At 61.7% G+C, this 19,165-nt stretch carries 22 protein-coding genes; 14 read left to right on the plus strand and 8 right to left on the minus strand.

What is annotated here, in order from left to right; translation table 11 throughout:
• Positions 1-87: 87 nt before the first annotated feature.
• Both ACTAQJ_RS18765 and ACTAQJ_RS18770 read left to right on the plus strand, forming a co-directional pair.
• Positions 88-1,410, plus strand: a complete 1,323-nt coding sequence (locus ACTAQJ_RS18765) for a sensor histidine kinase (protein WP_498698414.1) — start codon at positions 88-90, stop codon at positions 1,408-1,410.
• Entirely contained in the window at positions 1,403-2,083 is a 681-nt protein-coding gene (locus ACTAQJ_RS18770; protein WP_477515504.1) for a response regulator, read from the plus strand. Before ACTAQJ_RS18765 ends, ACTAQJ_RS18770 begins: the two co-directional genes overlap by 8 nt.
• Before the next feature lie 93 nt (positions 2,084-2,176).
• Here the strand turns inward: ACTAQJ_RS18770 and ACTAQJ_RS18775 are convergent, their stop codons facing one another.
• On the minus strand, positions 2,177-2,656 hold the full coding sequence (locus ACTAQJ_RS18775) for a DUF4383 domain-containing protein (protein WP_431117001.1): 480 nt from the start codon (positions 2,654-2,656) through the stop codon (positions 2,177-2,179).
• Between the two features lie 155 nt (positions 2,657-2,811).
• On the opposite strand from ACTAQJ_RS18775, the gene ACTAQJ_RS18780 reads away from it, so the two are divergent.
• The 3 genes from ACTAQJ_RS18780 to ACTAQJ_RS18790 all read left to right on the plus strand — a co-directional run bounded on the left by ACTAQJ_RS18780 (position 2,812) and on the right by ACTAQJ_RS18790 (position 4,708).
• Complete coding sequence (locus tag ACTAQJ_RS18780; RefSeq protein WP_498698415.1) at positions 2,812-3,783, plus strand: hypothetical protein; 972 nt, start codon at positions 2,812-2,814, stop codon at positions 3,781-3,783.
• A gap of 92 nt (positions 3,784-3,875) precedes the next feature.
• A complete protein-coding gene (locus tag ACTAQJ_RS18785) occupies positions 3,876-4,244 on the plus strand; it encodes an ArsR/SmtB family transcription factor (protein ID WP_477518776.1) in 369 nt (122 codons plus the stop codon).
• Positions 4,241-4,708, plus strand: coding sequence for an SRPBCC family protein (locus ACTAQJ_RS18790; protein ID WP_498698417.1), 468 nt, complete (start codon positions 4,241-4,243; stop codon positions 4,706-4,708). The genes ACTAQJ_RS18785 and ACTAQJ_RS18790 overlap by 4 nt, the downstream gene beginning before the upstream one ends.
• On the opposite strand, the gene ACTAQJ_RS18795 is transcribed toward ACTAQJ_RS18790, so the two are convergent.
• On the minus strand, positions 4,705-5,346 hold the full coding sequence (locus ACTAQJ_RS18795; RefSeq protein WP_498698418.1) for a LysE family translocator: 642 nt from the start codon (positions 5,344-5,346) through the stop codon (positions 4,705-4,707). The genes ACTAQJ_RS18790 and ACTAQJ_RS18795 overlap by 4 nt on opposite strands.
• Positions 5,347-5,449: 103 nt before the next feature.
• Here ACTAQJ_RS18795 and ACTAQJ_RS18800 point away from each other — a divergent pair, with 103 nt between their 5' ends.
• Positions 5,450-5,905, plus strand: a complete 456-nt coding sequence (locus ACTAQJ_RS18800) for an Lrp/AsnC family transcriptional regulator (RefSeq protein WP_431116996.1) — start codon at positions 5,450-5,452, stop codon at positions 5,903-5,905.
• 36 nt (positions 5,906-5,941) lie between these two features.
• Here the strand turns inward: ACTAQJ_RS18800 and ACTAQJ_RS18805 are convergent, their stop codons facing one another.
• The gene (locus ACTAQJ_RS18805) at positions 5,942-6,400 is read right to left on the minus strand and encodes an Lrp/AsnC family transcriptional regulator (protein ID WP_431120058.1); all 459 of its coding nucleotides are present in this window, start codon (positions 6,398-6,400) and stop codon (positions 5,942-5,944) included.
• 338 nt (positions 6,401-6,738) lie between these two features.
• Between ACTAQJ_RS18805 and gluQRS the strand changes: the two genes are divergently transcribed.
• The 4 genes from gluQRS (at position 6,739) to ACTAQJ_RS18825 (ending at position 9,897) form a co-directional block, all read left to right on the plus strand.
• Complete coding sequence (gluQRS, locus tag ACTAQJ_RS18810; protein ID WP_498698420.1) at positions 6,739-7,626, plus strand: tRNA glutamyl-Q(34) synthetase GluQRS; 888 nt, start codon at positions 6,739-6,741, stop codon at positions 7,624-7,626.
• Positions 7,627-7,650: 24 nt separating this feature from the next.
• Positions 7,651-8,775 carry a serine hydrolase domain-containing protein gene (locus tag ACTAQJ_RS18815; RefSeq protein WP_498698421.1) on the plus strand — a complete coding sequence of 375 codons (1,125 nt, stop codon included), beginning with the start codon at positions 7,651-7,653 and terminating at the stop codon, positions 8,773-8,775.
• A gap of 196 nt (positions 8,776-8,971) precedes the next feature.
• Positions 8,972-9,394, plus strand: a complete 423-nt coding sequence (locus tag ACTAQJ_RS18820; protein ID WP_498702221.1) for a DUF3592 domain-containing protein — start codon at positions 8,972-8,974, stop codon at positions 9,392-9,394.
• Positions 9,395-9,438: 44 nt separating this feature from the next.
• Positions 9,439-9,897: a hypothetical protein gene (locus ACTAQJ_RS18825; RefSeq protein ID WP_498698423.1), complete on the plus strand. Its 459-nt coding sequence runs from the start codon at positions 9,439-9,441 to the stop codon at positions 9,895-9,897.
• Between the two features lie 271 nt (positions 9,898-10,168).
• Here the strand turns inward: ACTAQJ_RS18825 and ACTAQJ_RS18830 are convergent, their stop codons facing one another.
• Positions 10,169-10,810 carry a TetR/AcrR family transcriptional regulator gene (locus ACTAQJ_RS18830; protein ID WP_498698425.1) on the minus strand — a complete coding sequence of 214 codons (642 nt, stop codon included), beginning with the start codon at positions 10,808-10,810 and terminating at the stop codon, positions 10,169-10,171.
• Between the two features lie 122 nt (positions 10,811-10,932).
• On the opposite strand from ACTAQJ_RS18830, the gene ACTAQJ_RS18835 reads away from it, so the two are divergent.
• Entirely contained in the window at positions 10,933-11,721 is a 789-nt protein-coding gene (locus tag ACTAQJ_RS18835; protein ID WP_498698427.1) for an SDR family NAD(P)-dependent oxidoreductase, read from the plus strand.
• Positions 11,722-11,833: 112 nt separating this feature from the next.
• On the plus strand, positions 11,834-12,370 hold the full coding sequence (locus ACTAQJ_RS18840) for an HD domain-containing protein (protein WP_498698431.1): 537 nt from the start codon (positions 11,834-11,836) through the stop codon (positions 12,368-12,370).
• Between the two features lie 25 nt (positions 12,371-12,395).
• Here ACTAQJ_RS18840 and ACTAQJ_RS18845 read toward each other — a convergent pair whose 3' ends face one another.
• The 4 genes from ACTAQJ_RS18845 to ACTAQJ_RS18860 all read right to left on the minus strand — a co-directional run bounded on the left by ACTAQJ_RS18845 (position 12,396) and on the right by ACTAQJ_RS18860 (position 16,633).
• On the minus strand, positions 12,396-13,601 hold the full coding sequence (locus tag ACTAQJ_RS18845) for a type II toxin-antitoxin system HipA family toxin (protein WP_498698433.1): 1,206 nt from the start codon (positions 13,599-13,601) through the stop codon (positions 12,396-12,398).
• Complete coding sequence (locus ACTAQJ_RS18850; protein WP_498698435.1) at positions 13,598-13,852, minus strand: helix-turn-helix transcriptional regulator; 255 nt, start codon at positions 13,850-13,852, stop codon at positions 13,598-13,600. Before ACTAQJ_RS18850 ends, ACTAQJ_RS18845 begins: the two co-directional genes overlap by 4 nt.
• Before the next feature lie 127 nt (positions 13,853-13,979).
• Positions 13,980-15,224, minus strand: coding sequence for a low temperature requirement protein A (locus tag ACTAQJ_RS18855; RefSeq protein WP_498698436.1), 1,245 nt, complete (start codon positions 15,222-15,224; stop codon positions 13,980-13,982).
• 95 nt (positions 15,225-15,319) lie between these two features.
• The gene (locus tag ACTAQJ_RS18860) at positions 15,320-16,633 is read right to left on the minus strand and encodes an ATP-binding protein (RefSeq protein WP_498698437.1); all 1,314 of its coding nucleotides are present in this window, start codon (positions 16,631-16,633) and stop codon (positions 15,320-15,322) included.
• Between the two features lie 212 nt (positions 16,634-16,845).
• Between ACTAQJ_RS18860 and ACTAQJ_RS18865 the strand changes: the two genes are divergently transcribed.
• Complete coding sequence (locus ACTAQJ_RS18865) at positions 16,846-18,003, plus strand: FG-GAP repeat domain-containing protein (RefSeq protein ID WP_498698440.1); 1,158 nt, start codon at positions 16,846-16,848, stop codon at positions 18,001-18,003.
• On the plus strand, positions 17,990-19,150 hold the full coding sequence (locus tag ACTAQJ_RS18870) for an FG-GAP repeat domain-containing protein (RefSeq protein WP_498698441.1): 1,161 nt from the start codon (positions 17,990-17,992) through the stop codon (positions 19,148-19,150). The genes ACTAQJ_RS18865 and ACTAQJ_RS18870 overlap by 14 nt, the downstream gene beginning before the upstream one ends.
• The last annotated feature ends 15 nt before the right edge of the window (positions 19,151-19,165 follow it).

Below are 19,165 nucleotides of genomic sequence, written 5' to 3' on the forward strand. Positions count from 1 at the left end.
TGAATCTTCTGGCTCGCAGGTGGAGATCGGCTGTTGGATAGGGCATTTGGCCGAGAGGCGTGTTCGAGCGTGGATAGTCTGACTGGCATGGAAAGAACACTGAAGGTATTCCGGCGTTGGGGCGCCCCTGCGGCGGCCGTGATCTTCTTCGTGCTGTGGTGCGTGGGGGAAGCCGGCCGGATGGGGCCGTGGCCGGGCTTCTATTGGCCGGGTGCTGTCCCGCTGGTCCTGATGACTATAACCATCGCGCTTTCCGCGTGGAGGCCGTACTTTTCGCTGACCGCCACTGCGGCACTTTTGCTTGGTCAGCTGCTCTACGTGTTTCCGCCCATGTTTTCCAATCACTGGGCAATCTATTTGGGGTCGTTTATAGCACTGGGCTTCATTATGTGGAGGGGTTCCAGACTTCAACGAATCGTGGCTGCGAGCTCCAACCTCATGTTTGCAGCCGTCATGACTTACATGATGATCTCCTTGCGGTATGGACAGGGTGTCGGGTGGTTCAGGCCCCTGTTCATGGGAGACCGCATTGCCCTCAGCCAATATTGGTGGCAGTTGTTCCCTCTCCTGCTGCTTGTAGCTGCTGCGTGCGGAACCGCAGGGATCCTCCTGGCGCTGTATGAAGATCGAGGGACGTTGTCCAAGGCCCAGGCACTCACGCAAGCCAGCTTGAGGGAAACTGAAATCGAGTTGGTAGTGGAGCAGGAGCGCACTCGCATAGCCCGGGACCTGCACGATGTGTTGGCTCATTCTTTGGCTGTCATCGCCGCACAAGCAGACGGCACACGGTACTTGAGTCAGGGCCAACCCAAACCTGTTCTGGAGGCGCTGGAGAACATAGCTACATCCGCCAGGCACGCCTTGGTTGATGCGCAGCGGGTAATTGAAGGCGTTCGGGACGATGGGTTGGTCAGTCCCCAGCCCCGGATCAGCGATGTAGAACCTTTGATGGAACGGATGCGTCATGGCAACCTCAATATTCAGCACAGCGAGAGCGGCGTACCCGTTGAACTCGGGGCAGGGCAACAACTGGCAGTATTCAGGATCGTCCAGGAATGCCTCACTAACGCGTTGAAGCATGCAGGCCGGGGTACGGCAGTGCGCGTGCACTTCGACTGGAGTGGCCCTGGCCTTACACTCCACGCTTCCTCAGAGCTTCCGGTGTCCGTTTCATTGGGGGAAACGGACGCCGGTCATACCGAAGACCGGGTGGGTCGGGGCATCCCCGGGATGCGTGAGCGCGCCCATCTGGCAGGAGGTTGGTTGACGGCTGGGCCTGACGGGGAGCAGTTCCGCGTCACCGCCTTCCTTCCCTACGGTGCGCGGGCAGGAATGTCGTCTCTGCCACCGGAGCCCCCTCTGGTGCTTGAGGAGCTGGCTGCTGTTCCGGAGGCCGCTGAGCGTGGCTGACTCGTCCGCACTTATTACCGTCGCCTTGGTTGACGACCAACCCCTGTTTCGCGCTGGAATCCGGATGTTGGTGGAAAGCCAACCGGACATGCGGTTGGCTTGGGAAGCATCTGATGGCAAACAGGCCGTGGAATTCGCGGCCGAGCAGCCGCCCGACGTCATTCTCATGGACCTGCGGATGCCAGAGATGGACGGCGTCACGGCAACCCGCCTGATCATCGAGTTGGCGCAGATGGGCGGCTCCGACCAACCCAAGATCATTGCGTTGACCACGTTTAACCGTGATCACGCTGTGGTGGAGGCCGTTCAGGCTGGCGCCAGCGGGTATCTGCTCAAGAGTGCTGAGCCGGAGTTTCTGTTGGCCGCCATTCGCACGGTCCACTCCGGCTATTCCGTGATCGCGCCCGGTTCTGTGCACGATCTCTTCCAGCATGCGGCGCGAACAGTGCAGGTTGCCGGCCCCAATCTCTCTGTTTTGGAACCTCTATCGGCTCGGGAGAGGGACGTTTTCCTTCTCGCAGCAAAGGGTTTGGGCAATGGCGAGATGGCGGAGAGCCTGTTTGTGTCCGAAGCTACTGTGAAGAGCCATCTGCGAAGCGTGCTCACGAAGCTTGGGGTCCGGACACGTCTCCAACTCGTGGCCTTCGCCTACGAAAACAGGTTGCTCGGCTAAACGCCGAGGGCAAGAAATAGAGGCAAAAAATAACGGCGACCGTCCCCACTAAGGGGCCGACCGCCGTCGTTCGTTGAGCCGACGTCCGCGAGGTTACATCCTCCGCCGTGCCGTCGTTGTCTCGTCCATGGCATCCCTGCCCAGCCAAGCACCCAGACCGATCATGGCCACGCCAAGAACAAAGTGCAGCCAGTTGTCAGCGGTGTTGAACGGAACAAAGTTGGCGCCCGTTTCCTGGTTGATGATCAGGCCGTAGATCCAAAGAACGAGATACACGGCGCCGCCGCCAATGAGGAAGAGGCGAGCCATACGTCCTGTCCTGGCCATGGCCAAACCGGCCACGCCAAACAGAAGATGGACGATGTTGTGGAGAATGGATACTTGGAATACTCCAAGCAGCATGGCGCCGGATTCATGTCCCGCAAAGGTCATGGCGCCGTAATTGGTGGTGATTCCGGGGATAAAGCCCAGAACACCTACCAGCAGAAAAACAATGCCAACGCCCATGGCGGTGTTGTGAAGCGACAACCCCATCGCATGATGGTGTTCGGTGGGGTGCGAAGCGGTGGTCATGAAGTCCTCCCTTTCACGCTGTTACACGGCTCTTCTCATGGAGAACCGTCCCGCGGCAAGGGGTGTCGGAAAACCTTGCCGACGCCGCCATAATACTCCTGAAATGCCCGCAAATGCAGGGGAAGGGCCACTCAGGTGCCAGTTAGCATGGGTTCATGAGCCAGGCTCCCAACGGCGACTTCCAATCGGTCTTCCATGACACCCGGGATCTCACTCCCTTCCGGGAAGGATACGTGCGCACACCGGTCCGTGGATTGGCCGACGGCGTGGGTGAGGTGCTCACTGGCGTGCTGAGTGGCCGCGATCCTGCCCGCCTTTCTGTGCTGGGCGATGTTCCCCGGTTGAAGCGCTTGTCCACCAAGCAAGCCAAGGCAATGCATGAAGCCGTTTTCACCTCTACTGAGCCTGATCGGCTTATCTCCCTGGGCCGCGTCTACCCGGGGTGGGCGGGCTTGTGTTACGTGATCGCCGGACTGTTGGCGTACAAACACGGCGGCTATCTGCGGGCGTCGGAGTTGCTGCGGCGCGGCTTAACAACAAGGATCGACGACGACGCGAGCCAGTTCTCGGCTCTCTACCTTGGGCAGGTGGTCACCAGGGTTGAGGTGGCCGAACGCATTGAAGTCCCGGTTTTGTTCAGCGAAGAGTCCGTGTTCCTGGCGCTGGCCCATTGCCTTCGGGAGATGGGAATGGTCGAGTCGGCGTTGGAAGCAGTGGTGGGTTTGCCGCCGTCGTTGCCTTCGGCCCTGGCACGCTGCACCGCAGCGTTTGCACTTGGCCGGCACCGGGACGTGGTGATGTGCACGGAGGGTTTGTTGAATACGGATGACCTCTCGGCAGCCTTGCTTCTGATCCGGGCTCGATCGCAGCGGGCGCGTGGCGACTTTGAATCGGCCCAAACCGCGCTGAAAGAGGTCCTTCGCCGGAGGAAGACCAGCCTGGCTCTCCGCAACGATGCCCTCACAGACCGCGCCCTTCTAGCGCTGGACCAGGGACGACGGACGCTGACTCCCCGTTCCAAGCGACCCGCCCCGCCAGCAGAGCTGGAGACCCTGGAAGTGATCCGGAAGGACGCGGAGATGCGTCGTTTGTGGGAGAACGACTTCAGGCAGCTCAGCGGGGAATAAGTCATTGTGCAGGAGCTGATGAAAGCGTAATCTTGTAATCAACCAAGTGATTGATAAAGCATTTGGTTGACAAAGAAAGGTTGCGCAGGGTTATGGATCCAGACGCTTTGGACAAGGCGTTCATGGCCCTTGCTGATCCCGTCAGACGGGGAATCGTTGCCCGGCTGGCACGGGGAGAGGCAACTGTCAATGAACTGGCAGAGCCCTTCGCGATCACCAAGCAGGCAGTTTCAAAACACATCCAAGTCCTGGAGCATGCAGGGTTGGTGACCCGCTCCCGCGACGCCCAACGCAGGCCAGTGCACCTGGACGCAGCCGCCCTCGAAGAGCTGACGGCATGGATAGACCAATATCGACTGATCGCCGAGCGTCGCTACCGGCTACTCGACGAGCTCCTGATCGAATCCGGCCCCGGGGTCCCCCAGGGGTCACAACAAAAAGAAGAAGAGGAATTGAAATGAGCAATCCAACGGCGATTACTGCTGATGACGGCGTTCCGTTCGTAGATACCGTCCGCGAATTCGATGCACCGGTCAGCGCAGTGTTCAAGGCGCACGTGGACCCCGATCTCCTGGCCAAGTGGCTGGGTCCGCGGGACGCGAAACTGAACGTCACCGAATACAACGCGACCACGGGCGGCAGCTGGCACTACGAAAGTGGCCACGAGGACGCAATGTATGGATTCCGCGGGGTCTTCCACACAGTAGACACCGACGAGCTGATCATCATGACCTTCGAATTCGACGGCGCCCCGGGCCAGGTGGGCATCAGCACCACCAGGTTCGAGGAAATCGACGGGCGCACCAAGATCGTGGTCCGCGAGGTCTACCCTTCGGTGGAAGCGCGTGACATGGCGCTAGCCACAGGCATGAATTATGGCGTAATCGAAGGCTACGAGCGACTTGACGAGGTTCTTGCCGCTTAGCCGCGCACCACGATGGGAAGGATCTGCTCCGTCAACAGCACTGCTCCCAGCCCAACCATGATGATCCCGCTGGCCAGCGTCACCACGCGCGCGGCGCCCGGACGTGAAGCGAGCAGCTTCCGCGAGGTCAATGCCACCCCGGTGTACACCAGGCCGGCGAGGATCACGAACGTCAGCCCCAGCAACCCGGACTGAACAGCGACAGGAAGCGCGGCTTCAGGGCTGACGAACTGCGGTACCAGCGCCACAAAGAACAGCAGGCCTTTGGGGTTGATGCCGCTGGTGCCCATGCCTTGGAAGTACGTACGGAGCTGGTTTCCGGACTGCACGACGGCGCCTTCCGCGCTAAAGCTGGCCCCTCGCCATGAGCGGATGGTCACGAAGCCGAGCCACAACAGGTAGGCGGCGCCGGCAATCGTGAGCCAGCCAAGCAGGCCCGGGACTCCCGCCAACAAGGCCGCCAGTCCTGCCGTCATCAGCACGGTGTGAATAACATAGCCGCTGCACAATCCCGCGACAGCGGGCACGAAGCTGCGCTGACGAAGTCCAGCCGAAATCGAATACGCCCAATCCACGCCTGGTGTGCAGGCCAACGAGACTGCGACGAGCATGAAGGCGAGGAACAGCTGTGGGTTCACGATCTCTCCAAGGATGTAGTCGGTAGGAAAACTCTAGGGAAAATCGCCCGATAAGTGTTCCCTGATTTATCCCTGAAACCGGCTATCTGGGTAAGATGATTGCGTGATTGACCACATTGACAAAAATATTTTGCGCCACCTCCAGGAGGACGGTCGAATGACCGCCACTGCCTTGGCGTCGAAGGTGGGACTGACGGTGGCTCCGTGCCATCGAAGACTGCGGGATCTGGAGTCTTCCGGTGTGATTCGGGGCTACCGCGCGGACATCGATCCAGCTGCAGTAGGGCTCGGATTCGAGGCAATTGTGTTCGTCACGCTCCGTCAGGTGGAACGCACCATCATGGCGGAGTTCGAGGAACGTGTGACGGCAAGCCCCAACATCGTTGAGGCACAGCGGCTGTTTGGCTCGCCCGACTACTTGTTGAAGGTCATCGCGGCTGATCTTCCTGCCTACCAGCGCTTCTATGACGACGAACTGGCAGCCCTGCCGGCTGTGGAACGTCTCACGTCCACGTTGGTGATGAAGAACCTGAAGACCAACATTGGGCCGCCGGTCTGAGCAACATTCCTTCTAGGGCGCCATTCCTTCTAGGCGCTATTCCTTCAGCAGCCCGGTAGTCCGGTAGGGGATCACTTCGCGTAGGAACATGCTGGTGGAGGTGCGCACGATTCCCGGGCAGAGCCTGATTTCCTCCGAGACGCGGTAGAGGTCGTCCGGGCTCTTGGCAACCACCCTGATGATGAGGTCGGTATCGCCCGCGGGAGCGTGGCATTCGAGTACCTCGGGGATCTCCCGGAGTGCTGCGATGGCTTCATTGAGGTGGCTTTGATCGAGTTCGGCGCTGACAGCAGCGGCCACACCCCGGCCAAGTGCCGAGGGCAGCACGCGGCTGCTGTTGGGGCGCAATGCTCCCGACGCCGTCATCCGCTCAAGGCGCGACTGCACCGTGCCGCGCGCCAGGTGCAGTTTCTGGGCCAGGACCATGATGGGGACGCGGGGATCCTCATCAAGTGCGGCGATGATCCTGCGGTCCGTAGCGTCGAGTTCCTGCAAAATGACCACTTCCTGTCTACGATTTCAACTCTGATTAGTCAGATCGACCACTCAATGCCACGACTATTGCACCTACTGTATGCGTACTGCTGAAATGGTGACAACGAAGCAGGGCGAGGCTACCGCCGGATCCCGCAGGCAGCAGGCACCTGGAACACCACCCGGATCCCTGTACAGGTTTCCCGCAAGGAAGCAGCCGCTGATTGACTCTTGTTCACAGCATTGTCATTCCGCACCCGCCCGTCCTGACGGGCAGCACAGCAAGAGCCCCTGAGCCACCGGATCGTTGCGGTAGCTGAGGGGCTCTTGTGTTGTGCGCGGACGCATAGGCTTGGATCATGACGTCTGCAGGCCGCTTCGCCCCGAGTCCTTCCGGGGAACTGCATGTAGGCAATCTCCGGACGGCGATCCTCGCCTGGCTCTTCGCTAAATCGACTGGCCGCGACTTCCTGCTCCGTGTTGAGGACCTGGACCGGGCCCGATCCGGCGCGGAAGCTGAGCAGCTCCGCGATCTGAAGGCCGTCGGCGTCAGTTGGGACGCCGCCGTCGTACGTCAGACTGAGCGCGGACCGCTGTACGAGGAAGCAATTGAGCGCCTAACGGCCGAGGGCCGCACCTACGAGTGCTTCTGCACGCGCCGCGAAATCCAGGAAGCGCCGTCTGCGCCGCACTCTCCACAAGGCGCGTATCCGGGTACCTGCCGCAGGCTGTCGGAGGCCGAGCGCGAGATTCGGAGGGCGTCGCGTCCGGCATCGATCCGCCTCCGATCGGAGGTCGCTGAGTGGGCTGTTGAGGACCAGTTGCGCGGCAACTACGTGGGTGTGGTGGACGACTTTGTGCTGCGCCGCAACGATGGCGTCACGGCCTACAACCTGGCAGTTGTAGTAGACGATGCCGCCCAGGGAATCGACCAGGTGGTCAGGGGCGATGACCTCCTTCCGTCCACTCCGCGGCAGGCGTACTTGGCCACCCTGTTGGGCTTGACAGTCCCTGAATATGCCCACGTTCCGTTGGTGGTAAACCACGACGGCGTGAGGCTGGCAAAGCGCGACGGTGCAGTGACGCTGGGTGACCTCGCCGCCGTCGGAGTTTCAGCGGAGCGGGTCCGGGACCTCCTCCTTGAGTCGTTGGGATTACCGGCTGGTTCCTTGCACGATGCCGTGCCTGAATTCGACCCCCGAACGCTGCCGAGGGAGCCGTGGGTGTGGAAAACCCCGAGAGGTTGAGTGCGGGCCAAGTAGGCTGTCTGGATGCATTCACAGGTGATCGCCCCAGGTTTCGAATCGGTAGCCGAGCTCTTCGAGAGTTTCTTCGAACGGGACCCTGAATATTCCGCCCAAGTGGCTGCGTACCATCGGGGTGTCAAGGTGCTGGATCTCAGCGGCGGGCCTCACATTCGTCCTGATTCAGTCACGGGTGTTTTCTCGTGTTCCAAGGGCATGGCAGGCCTTGTCATGGCTCTGCTGGTTCAAGACGGCGAACTGGATCTCGACGCGGAAGTGGCCAAATATTGGCCGGAGTTCGGTGTTGAAGGGAAGGCCTCCATCACTGTTTCTCAGCTCCTTTCGCACCAGGCCGGATTGCTGGGCGTCGAGGGAGGCGTGAGCCTTGAGGAAGTCAACAATTCCGAACTCGCCGCCGCGAAGCTCGCCAAACTTCCGCCCCTGTGGAAGCCCGGCGCGGCGTTCGGTTACCACGCCCTGACAATCGGCATTTTCATGGAGGAACTGTGCCGGCGCATCACCGGTTCCACGGTCCAGAAGGTCTTCGAACAGCGAATCCGATCCGTGACGGGTGCCCACTACTACCTTGGCCTACCGGATGCTGAGGAAGAACGCTTCGCGCCTTTCCGCTGGGCGGCCGACCCCACTTCGCCCTGGGTAGACCCCGCGAGCCATTTCGGTTTGTCGGCCAACGCTGCAGAGGGCGACATCCTGGATCTTCCCAACATCCACGAGATCCGCGCCGCTGGAATGAGTTCGGTAGCGGGCGTTTCCAGCGCTGAGGGGATGGCCAGGATCTATGCTGCAGCGGTGACGGGGTTGGCGGCCGGCGGTCAGGCCGACGTCGCACCCTTGCTGACGGAGGAGACCATCCGAAGGGTCTCCGCTGAGCAGGTCTTCGGGATCGATCGCGTCTTCGGCGAAACCGGCTGCTTCGCCACGGTCTTCATGAAGTCGCACAGCCGCATGCCATTCGGCAGCTACCGCGCGTTCGGGCACGACGGCGCCAGCGCGTCTCTGGGGTTCGCGGACCCGGTGTATGAACTTGGCTTTGGATACGTCCCGCAACAGGCCGAGCCCGGCGGAATTGGATGCAACAATCTCCTGCTCAGTTCAGCCGTCCGGGAGGCGATCGCAGGGCTTGCCTCTTAGTTTTCCCTGTCCCGAAAGCCGGTACTGTTTTTTGGCCGCCCACCGAACAATCCAGCGGTGACGGCCGAAAAGCTGAAGATCGTGGCACGTGTCTCATGCCTGGAACCGTGGAGCTCCAGGCCGAGGCCAGAAGCAACGGACGGCTTAACGCATATGACATGCTGGGTTAATCAATTTGGGGGACTTCTTGAAGATCGTGCTTTACATCATCTGGGCCCTTTTCGTGGCCTCAGTCATCTGGGCTTTCATCCGTGCCCTGAGGAAAACCAGGCGCCAGGAGCGGCTGATTGCCAGCTGGCCGAAAGTCCGGGCCACGGTGACAGGCAGCCGGCAAGGTTGGACCAGCGGCGGCGGCAACGCCACCCGGAGCGTCCGTTTTTGGCCGGCCTACCAGTTCCTTGACCCCCGCGGCATCCTGTACGTCGGGGAATCCGAGGTGTCGTACGCCAACCGGCCGGTACCAGGGTCGTCCCTCGAGGTGGCCTACAACCCCGCCGACCCGCACCAGTCCTTCCAGGTCGATGCCCCGTCCAAAATGGTCATCGGCTGCCTGATTCCGACATTCGCGTTCTTCGCCCTCGCTTCATTCTGGTTCATCGGGATCTTCCCGTTGGGCTGAGCCGAAGACCTCCACGACCCGTCAGCACCTTAAGGAACACCATAGTGAAAAGAATCCTCGCCGCCGCAGCCATAGCCGGACTGGCCGGCCTGACGGGCTGCGCCTCAGCACCGGCACCCGTCGGCCCTACTTCCATACCCTCGCCAGAGACCGCCACTACACAGGCCTCGCCGTCGGCGTCTTCGGCCTCCGAAGCGGCTGCCCTTGGCAGCGTCAAGGACGTCTGCGAGGCCTTCAATACGCTCTACGCCGACTACAAGGCAGTCCCGGACAACGATTCCAACGCTTTCGAGGACATCTACCTGAAGTCGGAGGATGCCAAGAAGACCGTTACCGGGAACCTGAGGGGCCTGTTTGCTTCGTTGAGCCTCCTGGCCATTGACCACTCGGGCGCGGCCGAACACGGAGGCAAACCCGAACAGGCATCTAAGGACGCCGTCCGCGACGCAGTTTTCGCCAACGCCGGCGCCTGCACTGCCGAGGGCGTGACGCTCCGTCTCTAGGTAGGCCCGGCGGGGCGGCCACAGCTGCTGCTGCCGCTGTGCCGGTGAATCGCGCCTGCCAGATTTGCCGGCAAGAATTTCCCCGGTGCACGTTTACCGGAGTTGTGGTTCCCTGGCCATCCGTGGACATTGCAGAGGTGGGGGTAAAGGGCTAGGTTCCTCCCTGGGGGACGGTTCTCTGATCTGTAGGAGACGTAACGTCCCCGTGACCTCGACGATAAAGGTGCTGGTCACCTCTTTGATCAGATGTTCGGTCAGATCAAAGCGGCCCTCAAAGTAGTGCTGGGCCGCCGAGGGGTGCCGGTGAGAGCTGTGGTGCTGGAACCCCGGCAGCCATCCCCGCCCACAGGGTGTCAGTGGTGGCAGCAACAACGTCCTCAACACTGTTGCCGTCCAGCTGCTTGCCTGCCGCCAGGAGCGCGGCGCCATGCAAGCTCACGAAGCACACCATGGCCAGGGTTTCTGTGTCGCCCGGGGCCAGGTCCCCGCCAGCCTGTGCCTCTGCAATGAGGGCGCGGGCTACGTGGATCCCTTGTTCGCCGATGTTCCGCAACTCAGTGCTGGATCCGGGGTGATGCTTGGTTGAGTACATGACGGTCAAGAGCGCCGGGTGGGAGATCGCGAAGTCCACATAGGCGTTGGCTACGCTGGCAAAGCGCTGACGAAGGTCATCTCCGGCATGGGCAGCGGCGAGTATGCGCTCGTTCATCAACTCAAAGCCAGCCAATGCCAAGGCGTCGATGAGGGCTTGCTTATCGCGGAAATGTTTGGCCGGGGCGCCGTGGCTGACATTGAGGTCCCGGGCCAACTGCCTCAGGGAGAGTCCGTCGACGCCGGCTTGCTCAATGGTTTCCATGGCGCGCTCCAGTAGAGCCTCTCGCAGCTTGCCGTGGTGATAGGGCTGGTCCGTCATACGGATAGTTTAGCGGAGAAGTAGTCATTGACAACAATGTAGACAGTGCCTACTATGTTGGCATTGACTACTTCGAGTTCGCGGGCTTCATCCGGAGCCAGCGCTTACAGATTGGAATTGCCATGACCATGACCTATTCGGGTACTACTGCATTGATCACAGGCGCCAGCTCGGGGCTCGGCGCTGAATTCGCAAGCCGCTTTGCCGCCCGGGGTTCCAGCTTGGTCCTCGTCGCCCGCCGCGCAGACCGTCTTGAAGAACTGGCCGGGAAATTGCGTGCCGAGCACGGCGTTGCCGTCACCGTGCTTCCGATGGACCTTGGCCGTGCTGGTGTCGGCAAGGAACTCGTGGACGAAATGACCATGCGCGGAATCGCCGTAGATACCCTGATCAACAATGCAGGCTTCGGAACCCGCGCTCCGTTGGTGGAGGAAGACCCGGAAGTCATCGCTTCCGAGATCGCACTCAATGTGGCTGCCTTGGTGGATATAACCCGGGCCTTCATGCCGGGCATGCTCTCCTCGGGCAAGGGTGCGCTGGTGAATGTCGCCAGCACCGCAGCGTTCCAACCCATCCCCGGCATGGCCGTTTACGGGGCCACCAAGGCATTCGTCCTTAGCTTCACCGAGGCCGTTGCCCATGAGGCCAAAAGCTCGGGCCTGAACGTGCTTGCCCTCTGCCCGGGCGCCACCCGCACCGAGTTCTTCGACGTCCTCGGCAGCGAATCCGCAGCAGTTGGACGCATGCAAACCTCAGCGCAGGTTGTCCAAACGGCACTCAAGGCGCTGGACCGCCCCGGAACTCCGGCAAGCGTTGTATCCGGCTGGGCCAATCGGATCGCAGCAGGTCTCGCACAGCGCTTGCCGAGGGCGCTCGCAGTGGGCATCGCCGCCCGCGCTGTTCAGGAGTAGTTCCAGCGCAGGAATAGTTCCAGTACCCGGGTAGGCGCTGCGCGGGACTTTACGGATAGCCTGAAGAAAGGTCCGATCCCTGTTCGGTGCCTACATCAATCCGGAGGCCAGCATGACCGAACCACGCTTCACCGTTGAGACGGCGAAGATACTCGCCGAGGTGGCCCACAACCGCCAAAAGGACAAGCTCAAGCGCCCTTATCGGGAGCATGTCCTGGCGGTGGGGGACGCGCTCGCCGACTTTGACGAGGACATCCAGATTGCGGGCTACCTTCACGACATCGCCGAGGATACTCCCATCACGCGGCAAGCCCTGTTGGATATGGGAGTCTCCGAGCGCGCCCTCGCAATCATCGAACGTGTCACACGCCGCTTCCACGATGACCCCGACGACTATGAAGCAGGGATCCGGTTTGTGGCCGAAGACCACGATGCCACCTTGGTCAAAATTGCCGATAATGCCCACAATTCCCTGCCGGAACGAGTCCAGGCGCTGGCAGAGAAATGGCCCGACAAGCCGCCCATGACCCGCTATGCCGACGCCCGTCCGGTGCTCTATACGGCCGTGCCGCGGGAAGAAGTGGAGTTGATCCTGCAGCGGGTCAACCCGTATCTGCTCCCGGAGCTCGACGAAATCGTTCCTGACTAACCCGGCCCTGAGTAGCCACGACGGGTCAGCCCTCCATCAGGCGCCGACGATGCTTGAGCTCCTTGGTCCATTCCTTCGTTTGCCTCGCCGCGAACGGTGAGTCGCCGCCGTCGAGGTCGCTGATCAAGGAGCCAGTTGCTTTGAGGGCGATGTCCACTGAATGCTGGGCGGCCCGCTCCGTCAGCCCAAGCTTCGCGGCCCAGGCGAGGAAGTGCTTGCGGGAGATACCGGTCTTCTTCCCACCGACAGCCAACGCCAGCGTCTTGTCGCCGTAGACCACTGTGGAGGGAATGTCGTAGACCGGGGCAATGGTGAATTCGCGCGCGCCAAGAACTCCAGGCGCCTCCACCATGGAAACGTTCTTGGCATGCAGGTCCCCGTTCCCTGTCAGCCAGGCAAATGCGAGTTGGATGACCAGATTCCGCAGTGCTGGAAGTCGTGCGGGGCAATGCCCGGCCAGCGCCGCACAGACTTCGCTGAACGGAACGCTGTACTTGTCCGCCGGGTACAGCCCCAGGATCTGGGCGCCGTCCTCCACCGCCAGCCGCAGAGGCGAGCCGTCGGGGGCGGTGACCCGATCAAAACGCTCCACCAGAAGCCCCGCCCGGCCGCCGACGTCGTGCACCAACTGCACGTTGCTCACAGGAATCCGCAGCCGACGCGCATAACGGAACATCAGGAACTCGTTTTCCACCACGGAGGGGAACTCCGGAGCGTTGAGCTTAAGGATGTATCGCTTGCCCGCCTGCGCCACGGGGAGTGAAATCATCCCGGCAGATAACTTGTCCTGCACGCCCGCCAGCGCGACGGGATCGATCAATCCGGAATCGCCCAGCAACGCATCAAAGTCCAGCGGCAGTTTTGAATCAAGCACGACGGCGGCGCCCCCTTCCGCCAGCGCCTCGCCGTGGGGGACCGTCTGGACATCGCCCACTGCGTCGCCACCCGCCGCCATGAGAAGGGCGAGTTCGTCGTCCGCGCTCGCCTTGACGCTGCGTCGCAGCGAGTTGAGTCGCCGGCCCTCAGGCAGCAGGCCGGTGAAGTAGGGCGGTACTGCACCGCTGGGCGTGAAAACCGGCTCGGCACTCACGGGGAGCGTCGTTGCCACGGCGGGTAGGTCGGCGTCGAGGTACTTCGGGAGGTAGCTGAACTTGGTGCCGCCCTCATGCCGTTCGAGGCGCGCGGCGAGGATGCCCTGTTTGTAGACGTCGGCGATGCGGTGGAAGGTCATGGTGCTGTCTCAAAACCTGTCTCAGAAGCGGTAGGCCTGCCGGCTTGGCGGAGGGAAAGTTCCAGGCCGAGGGTGTCGAGCACCGCCAAAAGGGGCTCAAGCTGAACTGTGCTCTTGCCTGTTTCCACGAACCGGACGAACCTTTCGGAGACGCCCGCAAGATCGGCGAGGTCCTGTTGGCTCAGGCTCAACGAGGCTCGGCGGGCACGTACTTCAGGACCCAAGGTGGCCATGAGGTTGGCGGCCATCATGAGGTCCTCCCGCTCGCGATTAATCGGTACGAACGTGCCGATTCCCCAAGTTTGCACCCGTTCGCAGGGAGAAAACAAGGCGTTCCAAGGAAAACCGGCACGAACGTACCGCCTTCGTCAGTGCGCCTTAGCCCGCCGCCGTCTCCAGCCGACGCAGGGCTGCTGCCCGGCCCTTGTGTCCCCGGCGCTCATCGAAAATGATCGAGAGGCCAAGCACCACCATCATTTCCAGCATGCACAGAGGCAGGGATGCCCCCGCTGCCGCCATGGCGATGCTTCCCGCCAAGGCGATCACCACCAGGGCTGAGCTCCAGAGAAGCTCCCGGTCCGGGCCGAGCATGATGCTGTACAGGGTGCTGAGCGAGACCTTGAACAGGATGACAGGTACGGCGATGGAGGCGACCGCGCCGGCCGCCGGGATGTGTGCCTCATGATCGATGAAGTAGGCGGCAACGTGAAGTCCGGCGCCGGTGGCGGCGATGGCTGCGAAGAGGGGGAGATGCCCGTAGCCGAAGATCCATGAGCGATGCCGCTGCACGTGGAGGGCAGGACCTGAAGGCAGGATGAAGTAAATCCACCACAGGGCGAAGGCCAATCCAGTTCCGCTCAAACCAACCAGCGCAGCATCCAAGGTCCAGCCGTGGACGGCAACGATCGCACGCAGCGTTTCAATGGCACCGATCAAACATTCGCCCAACGCAATAATGGCCAGGAGCCCGTACCGTTCGGCGATGTGATGGGCATGCCACGGGGTGTTGATATTCCGTTCCGCGAAGTACGGCGCCGCCATCTCCAGGATGAACAACGGGGCTGCCATGAGGAAGGTAGTGGCCACGCTCGCATCGATTAGGAGGACCGCCACCCAGCCGACTTGCACCACTGCAACGTACTTTGCATACCGCAAACACGTTTCACGTCGGGCAGGATCCTGGCGGGCAGCGCGCAACCACTGGAAGATCAGGGCCACACGCATGATGATGTAGCCGAGAACCATGGCCACGTTGTCCACGTGCTTGCCTTCGATGATCGAGTGGAACATCGGCTCTATGCCCATGGCCAGGATGAGCACACCCACCATTTGGACCATGGTGACTACGCGGAACACCCAGTCGTCGGTGTCGTAGGCGCTGGCGAACCATGTGAAGTTGATCCAGGCCCAGATCACCGCGAACATGGCGAACGCGAACGCCAGGAGCCCTGGCCAGAAATGCGCCTCCGCTACAGCATGGGCGAATTGGCTGCCGGCAACTCCGAAGGCAATAACAAACGTCAGGTCGAAAAACAGCTCCAGCGGGGTGGCCGTGCGGTGCTTTTCGTGGGGATCTCGGCCGCCCATGCGGGACAGCGCATGGCGCAGGGGATTTGTGGACATGGGTCAAAGATTACCGGTGCGCCTGGCCCCGCGCCGAGATCGCCGGAGCGCTCCAGCGATCTCGCCGCGTTCCGGCGAGCTCGCCGATGGAACCCTTACACGCGGCCCAGCACATCGATGTCTTCGAGGAACTCTTGGTACACCTCGTCGCTCACCGTCGTGCGGGTATCGGCGATGGAGTCGAGGTAGTCCTGTGTGACCGGGCCCTTCCGACCGTTCGACGAAACTGTGGGCGACGCACCCGAAGTAGCGGCGTCGTCGTACACGGCTTTTTCCAGGGCGCGCTGGGAGGCGCTGCGCGCCGCGAACTCGATGTCCGCCGGCGAGAAGCCCTGGGTGCGTTCCACCAACTGGGCAATGTCGACGTCGTCCACCACGGTGGCGGGGATGAACCGTTGCCACATGGCCTCTCGGGCGTGGACGTCCGGCAGGCCGATGGGGATGACGTAATCGAACCGGCCGTGGCGCAGGAACGCGGTGTCCAGAGCGCGGATGAAGTTGGTGGCGCAGACCAGAAGACGGCCGGGCTGTTCGCGGAACGCCGGGATGATCTTGAGGAGCTCGTTGGTGACGCCCTGCAGCGGCGACGGCGGATCGCCCGCACGCTGCGAGGCGATCTCTTCCACTTCGTCGATGAACACCACGGCGTGTTCCAGCTCGGCGATTTCCAGGAACGTCTCCCGAAGAGCCCCGGCCAAGCCCTTGGGATCAGACGCAAGGCGGGACGGGAACACCTCCACGAACGGCCACTCCAGCCGCGACGCGATCGCCTTGGCGAAGGTGGTCTTGCCGGTGCCCGGAGGACCAAAAAGCACGACGGCGCGCGGCGGCACCACGCCGTACTCGTCGGCGAGGTCGGCCTCAGCCAGCGGGAGAACCAGACGGCGTTCCAACAGCTCCTTCTCGCGCTTCATGCCCGCCACGTTTTCCCACAGGTCACGGGCCAGGATCCGGCCACCCAGCAGGCTCAGTGGCTCCAGCTCCTGGCGTTGAACAGGGATGGTCCGCTCGAAGTACCGCAGGTTCTTCTTCACCACGAAACCGCGGCCCAGGAACGCTTCAACGCGCGTCTCGGTTTCCGGCATGAGCGCGGACAGCTTGTTGAGGCCATGCGGAGCCATGCGGTTCTCGACGGCGGACAGCAGCGAAGTGCCGATGCCCCTGCCGCGGAACTCCGTCAGCGTGGCGAGGAAAACAACCCAACCTTGGTCGTGCGCCGCACGTCCAACCGCGGCGCCAACCACTTGGTCGCCCTGGACCGCCACCACTGCATGGTCCTTTTCACATGAGGCAAGGACCTCAGAGAGTGCGTACACGGGCTCGACACCATCGGCCTTGAGTGACTCCCAGAGGTGCAGGATGCCGTCAAGATCGGACGAATGGAAGTCCCTGATACGCCAGTTGGTCATGGGGTTTCTCCTGGGTGTACTTGGTGGATCGCCGTTGATTCCTTGCAGTTGAGCATAGGGGAAGCATCCGCCCTGGGACGTTGCAGGCCCGTTGCGTTACGCAGCCAAGACCCGACGGCGGCCTGTCGCCATCGCGTTTCGTTCCGGCGTCGTTTCCCGCACGTAAGATAAGCGCAACACCTAGCTGGGCCACGCCGTAAAGAGGGGGATCCGTGGGTTTGTTTTCCAGGAGGGCGACCGCCGGTGGCAGCATCGCGGGGATGCTGTGTGCGCTGCTGATCGGCACAACGTTTGCTCCGGCCGCGGAAGCTGTCGACGCCGATGACCTCGCTATTTCGGGGCCCGGAGTGGTGGGCAGCGCCCTTTCCGTGATGGGCGCCTACGAATACTTCCTTTCCTGCGATCCAAGTGAACAACCAAGCTATTCCATCCAGTGGTTAAGGAACGGACAGCCGGTAACAACGAGCCCGACGTATGCGCCTGTTTACTACGATCTGGACATTGAGGACGTCGGAAGCCGGATATCAGCAATTGTTACAGGGGCCAGTGCATGCAACCCGGCGCGGATTGTGGTGGAGGACCCGCAGGTCATCAGGGCGCAGCCAATGCGGGCGGAAGGCTTCACCGGCCGAGGTGTGTTTGAGTTGGTGGGACGACGGCCCGATGGCGTTCTCATGATGTACCTGGGGAAGCAAGGCGCCCAAGGTTGGACGCAACTGCTTCGCGTCGGTGCTGGCTGGTCTGGGTACACACGTATCATCGCCCCCGGTGACTTCACGAACGACGGCGTTGGTGACCTTCTGGGCACCAACAGTTCAGGGACGCTATTCGCCTTCGGCGGAACCGGCGACGGCGGCTTTGCCACCACGTACCCTTACGAGATCGGCTGGGGTTGGAATGCCATTGACAAGATTGTTGGTCCCGGGGATTTCGACGGCGATGGTACCAATGATCTTCTTGGCGCCGACGCCAATGGCGACCTGTACCTCTACTCCCAGCACAAAGACAGCGGGTGGAATCCTCGATTGAAGGTCGGCCAGGGATGGCATGTCATGGATCTGATTTTCGCACCGGGTGACTTTGACGGTGATGGCAACGTCGATGTCATGGCCAAGGACAAAGAAGGCCGGCTGTTCCTGTATGGCGGCAACGGTCTTGGCGGATGGGCCAGCGCCCGACAGATCGGCCAAGGCTGGAACGCCTTGTCCAACATTGGAAGCGTTGGTGATTTCAACCGCGATGGCTTCAACGACATCCACGGCGTTAATGCCGCCAGCGACCTTGTGATGTACTACGGCAACGGCCTAGGTGGTTGGAAAGGCGTCGAAACCGTCGGTTGGGGATGGGGTGGTTTCAATGGGCTTTACTAAGAGGCTGCGCCGGGCGGGTGCTTCAGGCTTGCTGGCGCTGCTGTTCTCGGTTTCGGCCGTGCTGCCAAGCGCCACAGCGGTGGACGCTGCCGATGTCAAGGTAACCGGGTACACCATCATGGGCTCAACGCTGACAGTAGAAGCCGCACACACCTACTTTGAAGGCTGCAGCGGTTCTAGTTGGAAACCGAACCACAACATTCAGTGGTTGAGGGATGGCGTGCCGCTTCCCGGTGCCAGCTGGTATAGCTATCGACTCACACCTGCCGATCTGGGAAGCCATATTTCGGCAGTAGTCACAGCCTCGCCCGTGAATTGCGCAGGTCAGACACTCACCACGCCACCCTCCGACGCCATCCGGAAGGAACCCGCACGGGCAGAGGGCTTCACGGGCAGGAACGCCTTTGAGGTCATGGCACGCAAGCATGACGGGACCCTGATGCTGTACCTCGGACAGGACAACGCAAAGGGTTGGAAAGACGTGCGGCAGGTTGGGCCAGGCTGGGAAGGCTTCAGCAAAATCATCGCTCCTGGGGATATGGGCAGCGACGGCGTCAACGACCTCCTGACCGCCGACCGTGCCGGGCGAATGTACCAATTCAACGGAACGGGTGACGGCGGATTCCATACCTATATGGACCCGGGTATTGACTACGGTTACGGGCCAGGCTGGGACGCTTTCGACAAAGTGGTGGGCCCTGGCGACTTCAACGGTGATGGACTCAACGATCTCCTTGCCAGTGAGCCCAATGGCGATCTGTATCTTTTTCCCTCAGGCTTTGACCGGGTTATCAAGCCCGGCGTTCAAGTCGGCCATGGCTGGGACGTTATGGACCTGCTGATCGGACCGGGCGACTGGGACGGCGACGGCAACGTGGACGTCCTGGCCAAGGACAAGTCGGGCCGGCTCTACCTGTATGGCGGGAATGGCCGTGGCGGGTGGGCCGTCCCAAGCCAGATCGGGCAGGGGTGGAACGCGTTGACGATGGTTGGCAGTGCGGGTGACTTCAATCGGGATGGTTTCAATGATGTCCATGGGGTGAACGCTGCCGGTGATTTGTTGATGTACTACGGCGACGGGCGTGGCGGCTGGAAAGGCGTTGAGGCCGTGGGTTGGGGCTGGAATATTTTCAACGGGCTCTACTGATTCAAGGCCCGCTGA

It is taken from the genome of Arthrobacter sp. alpha11c (assembly GCF_054149985.1).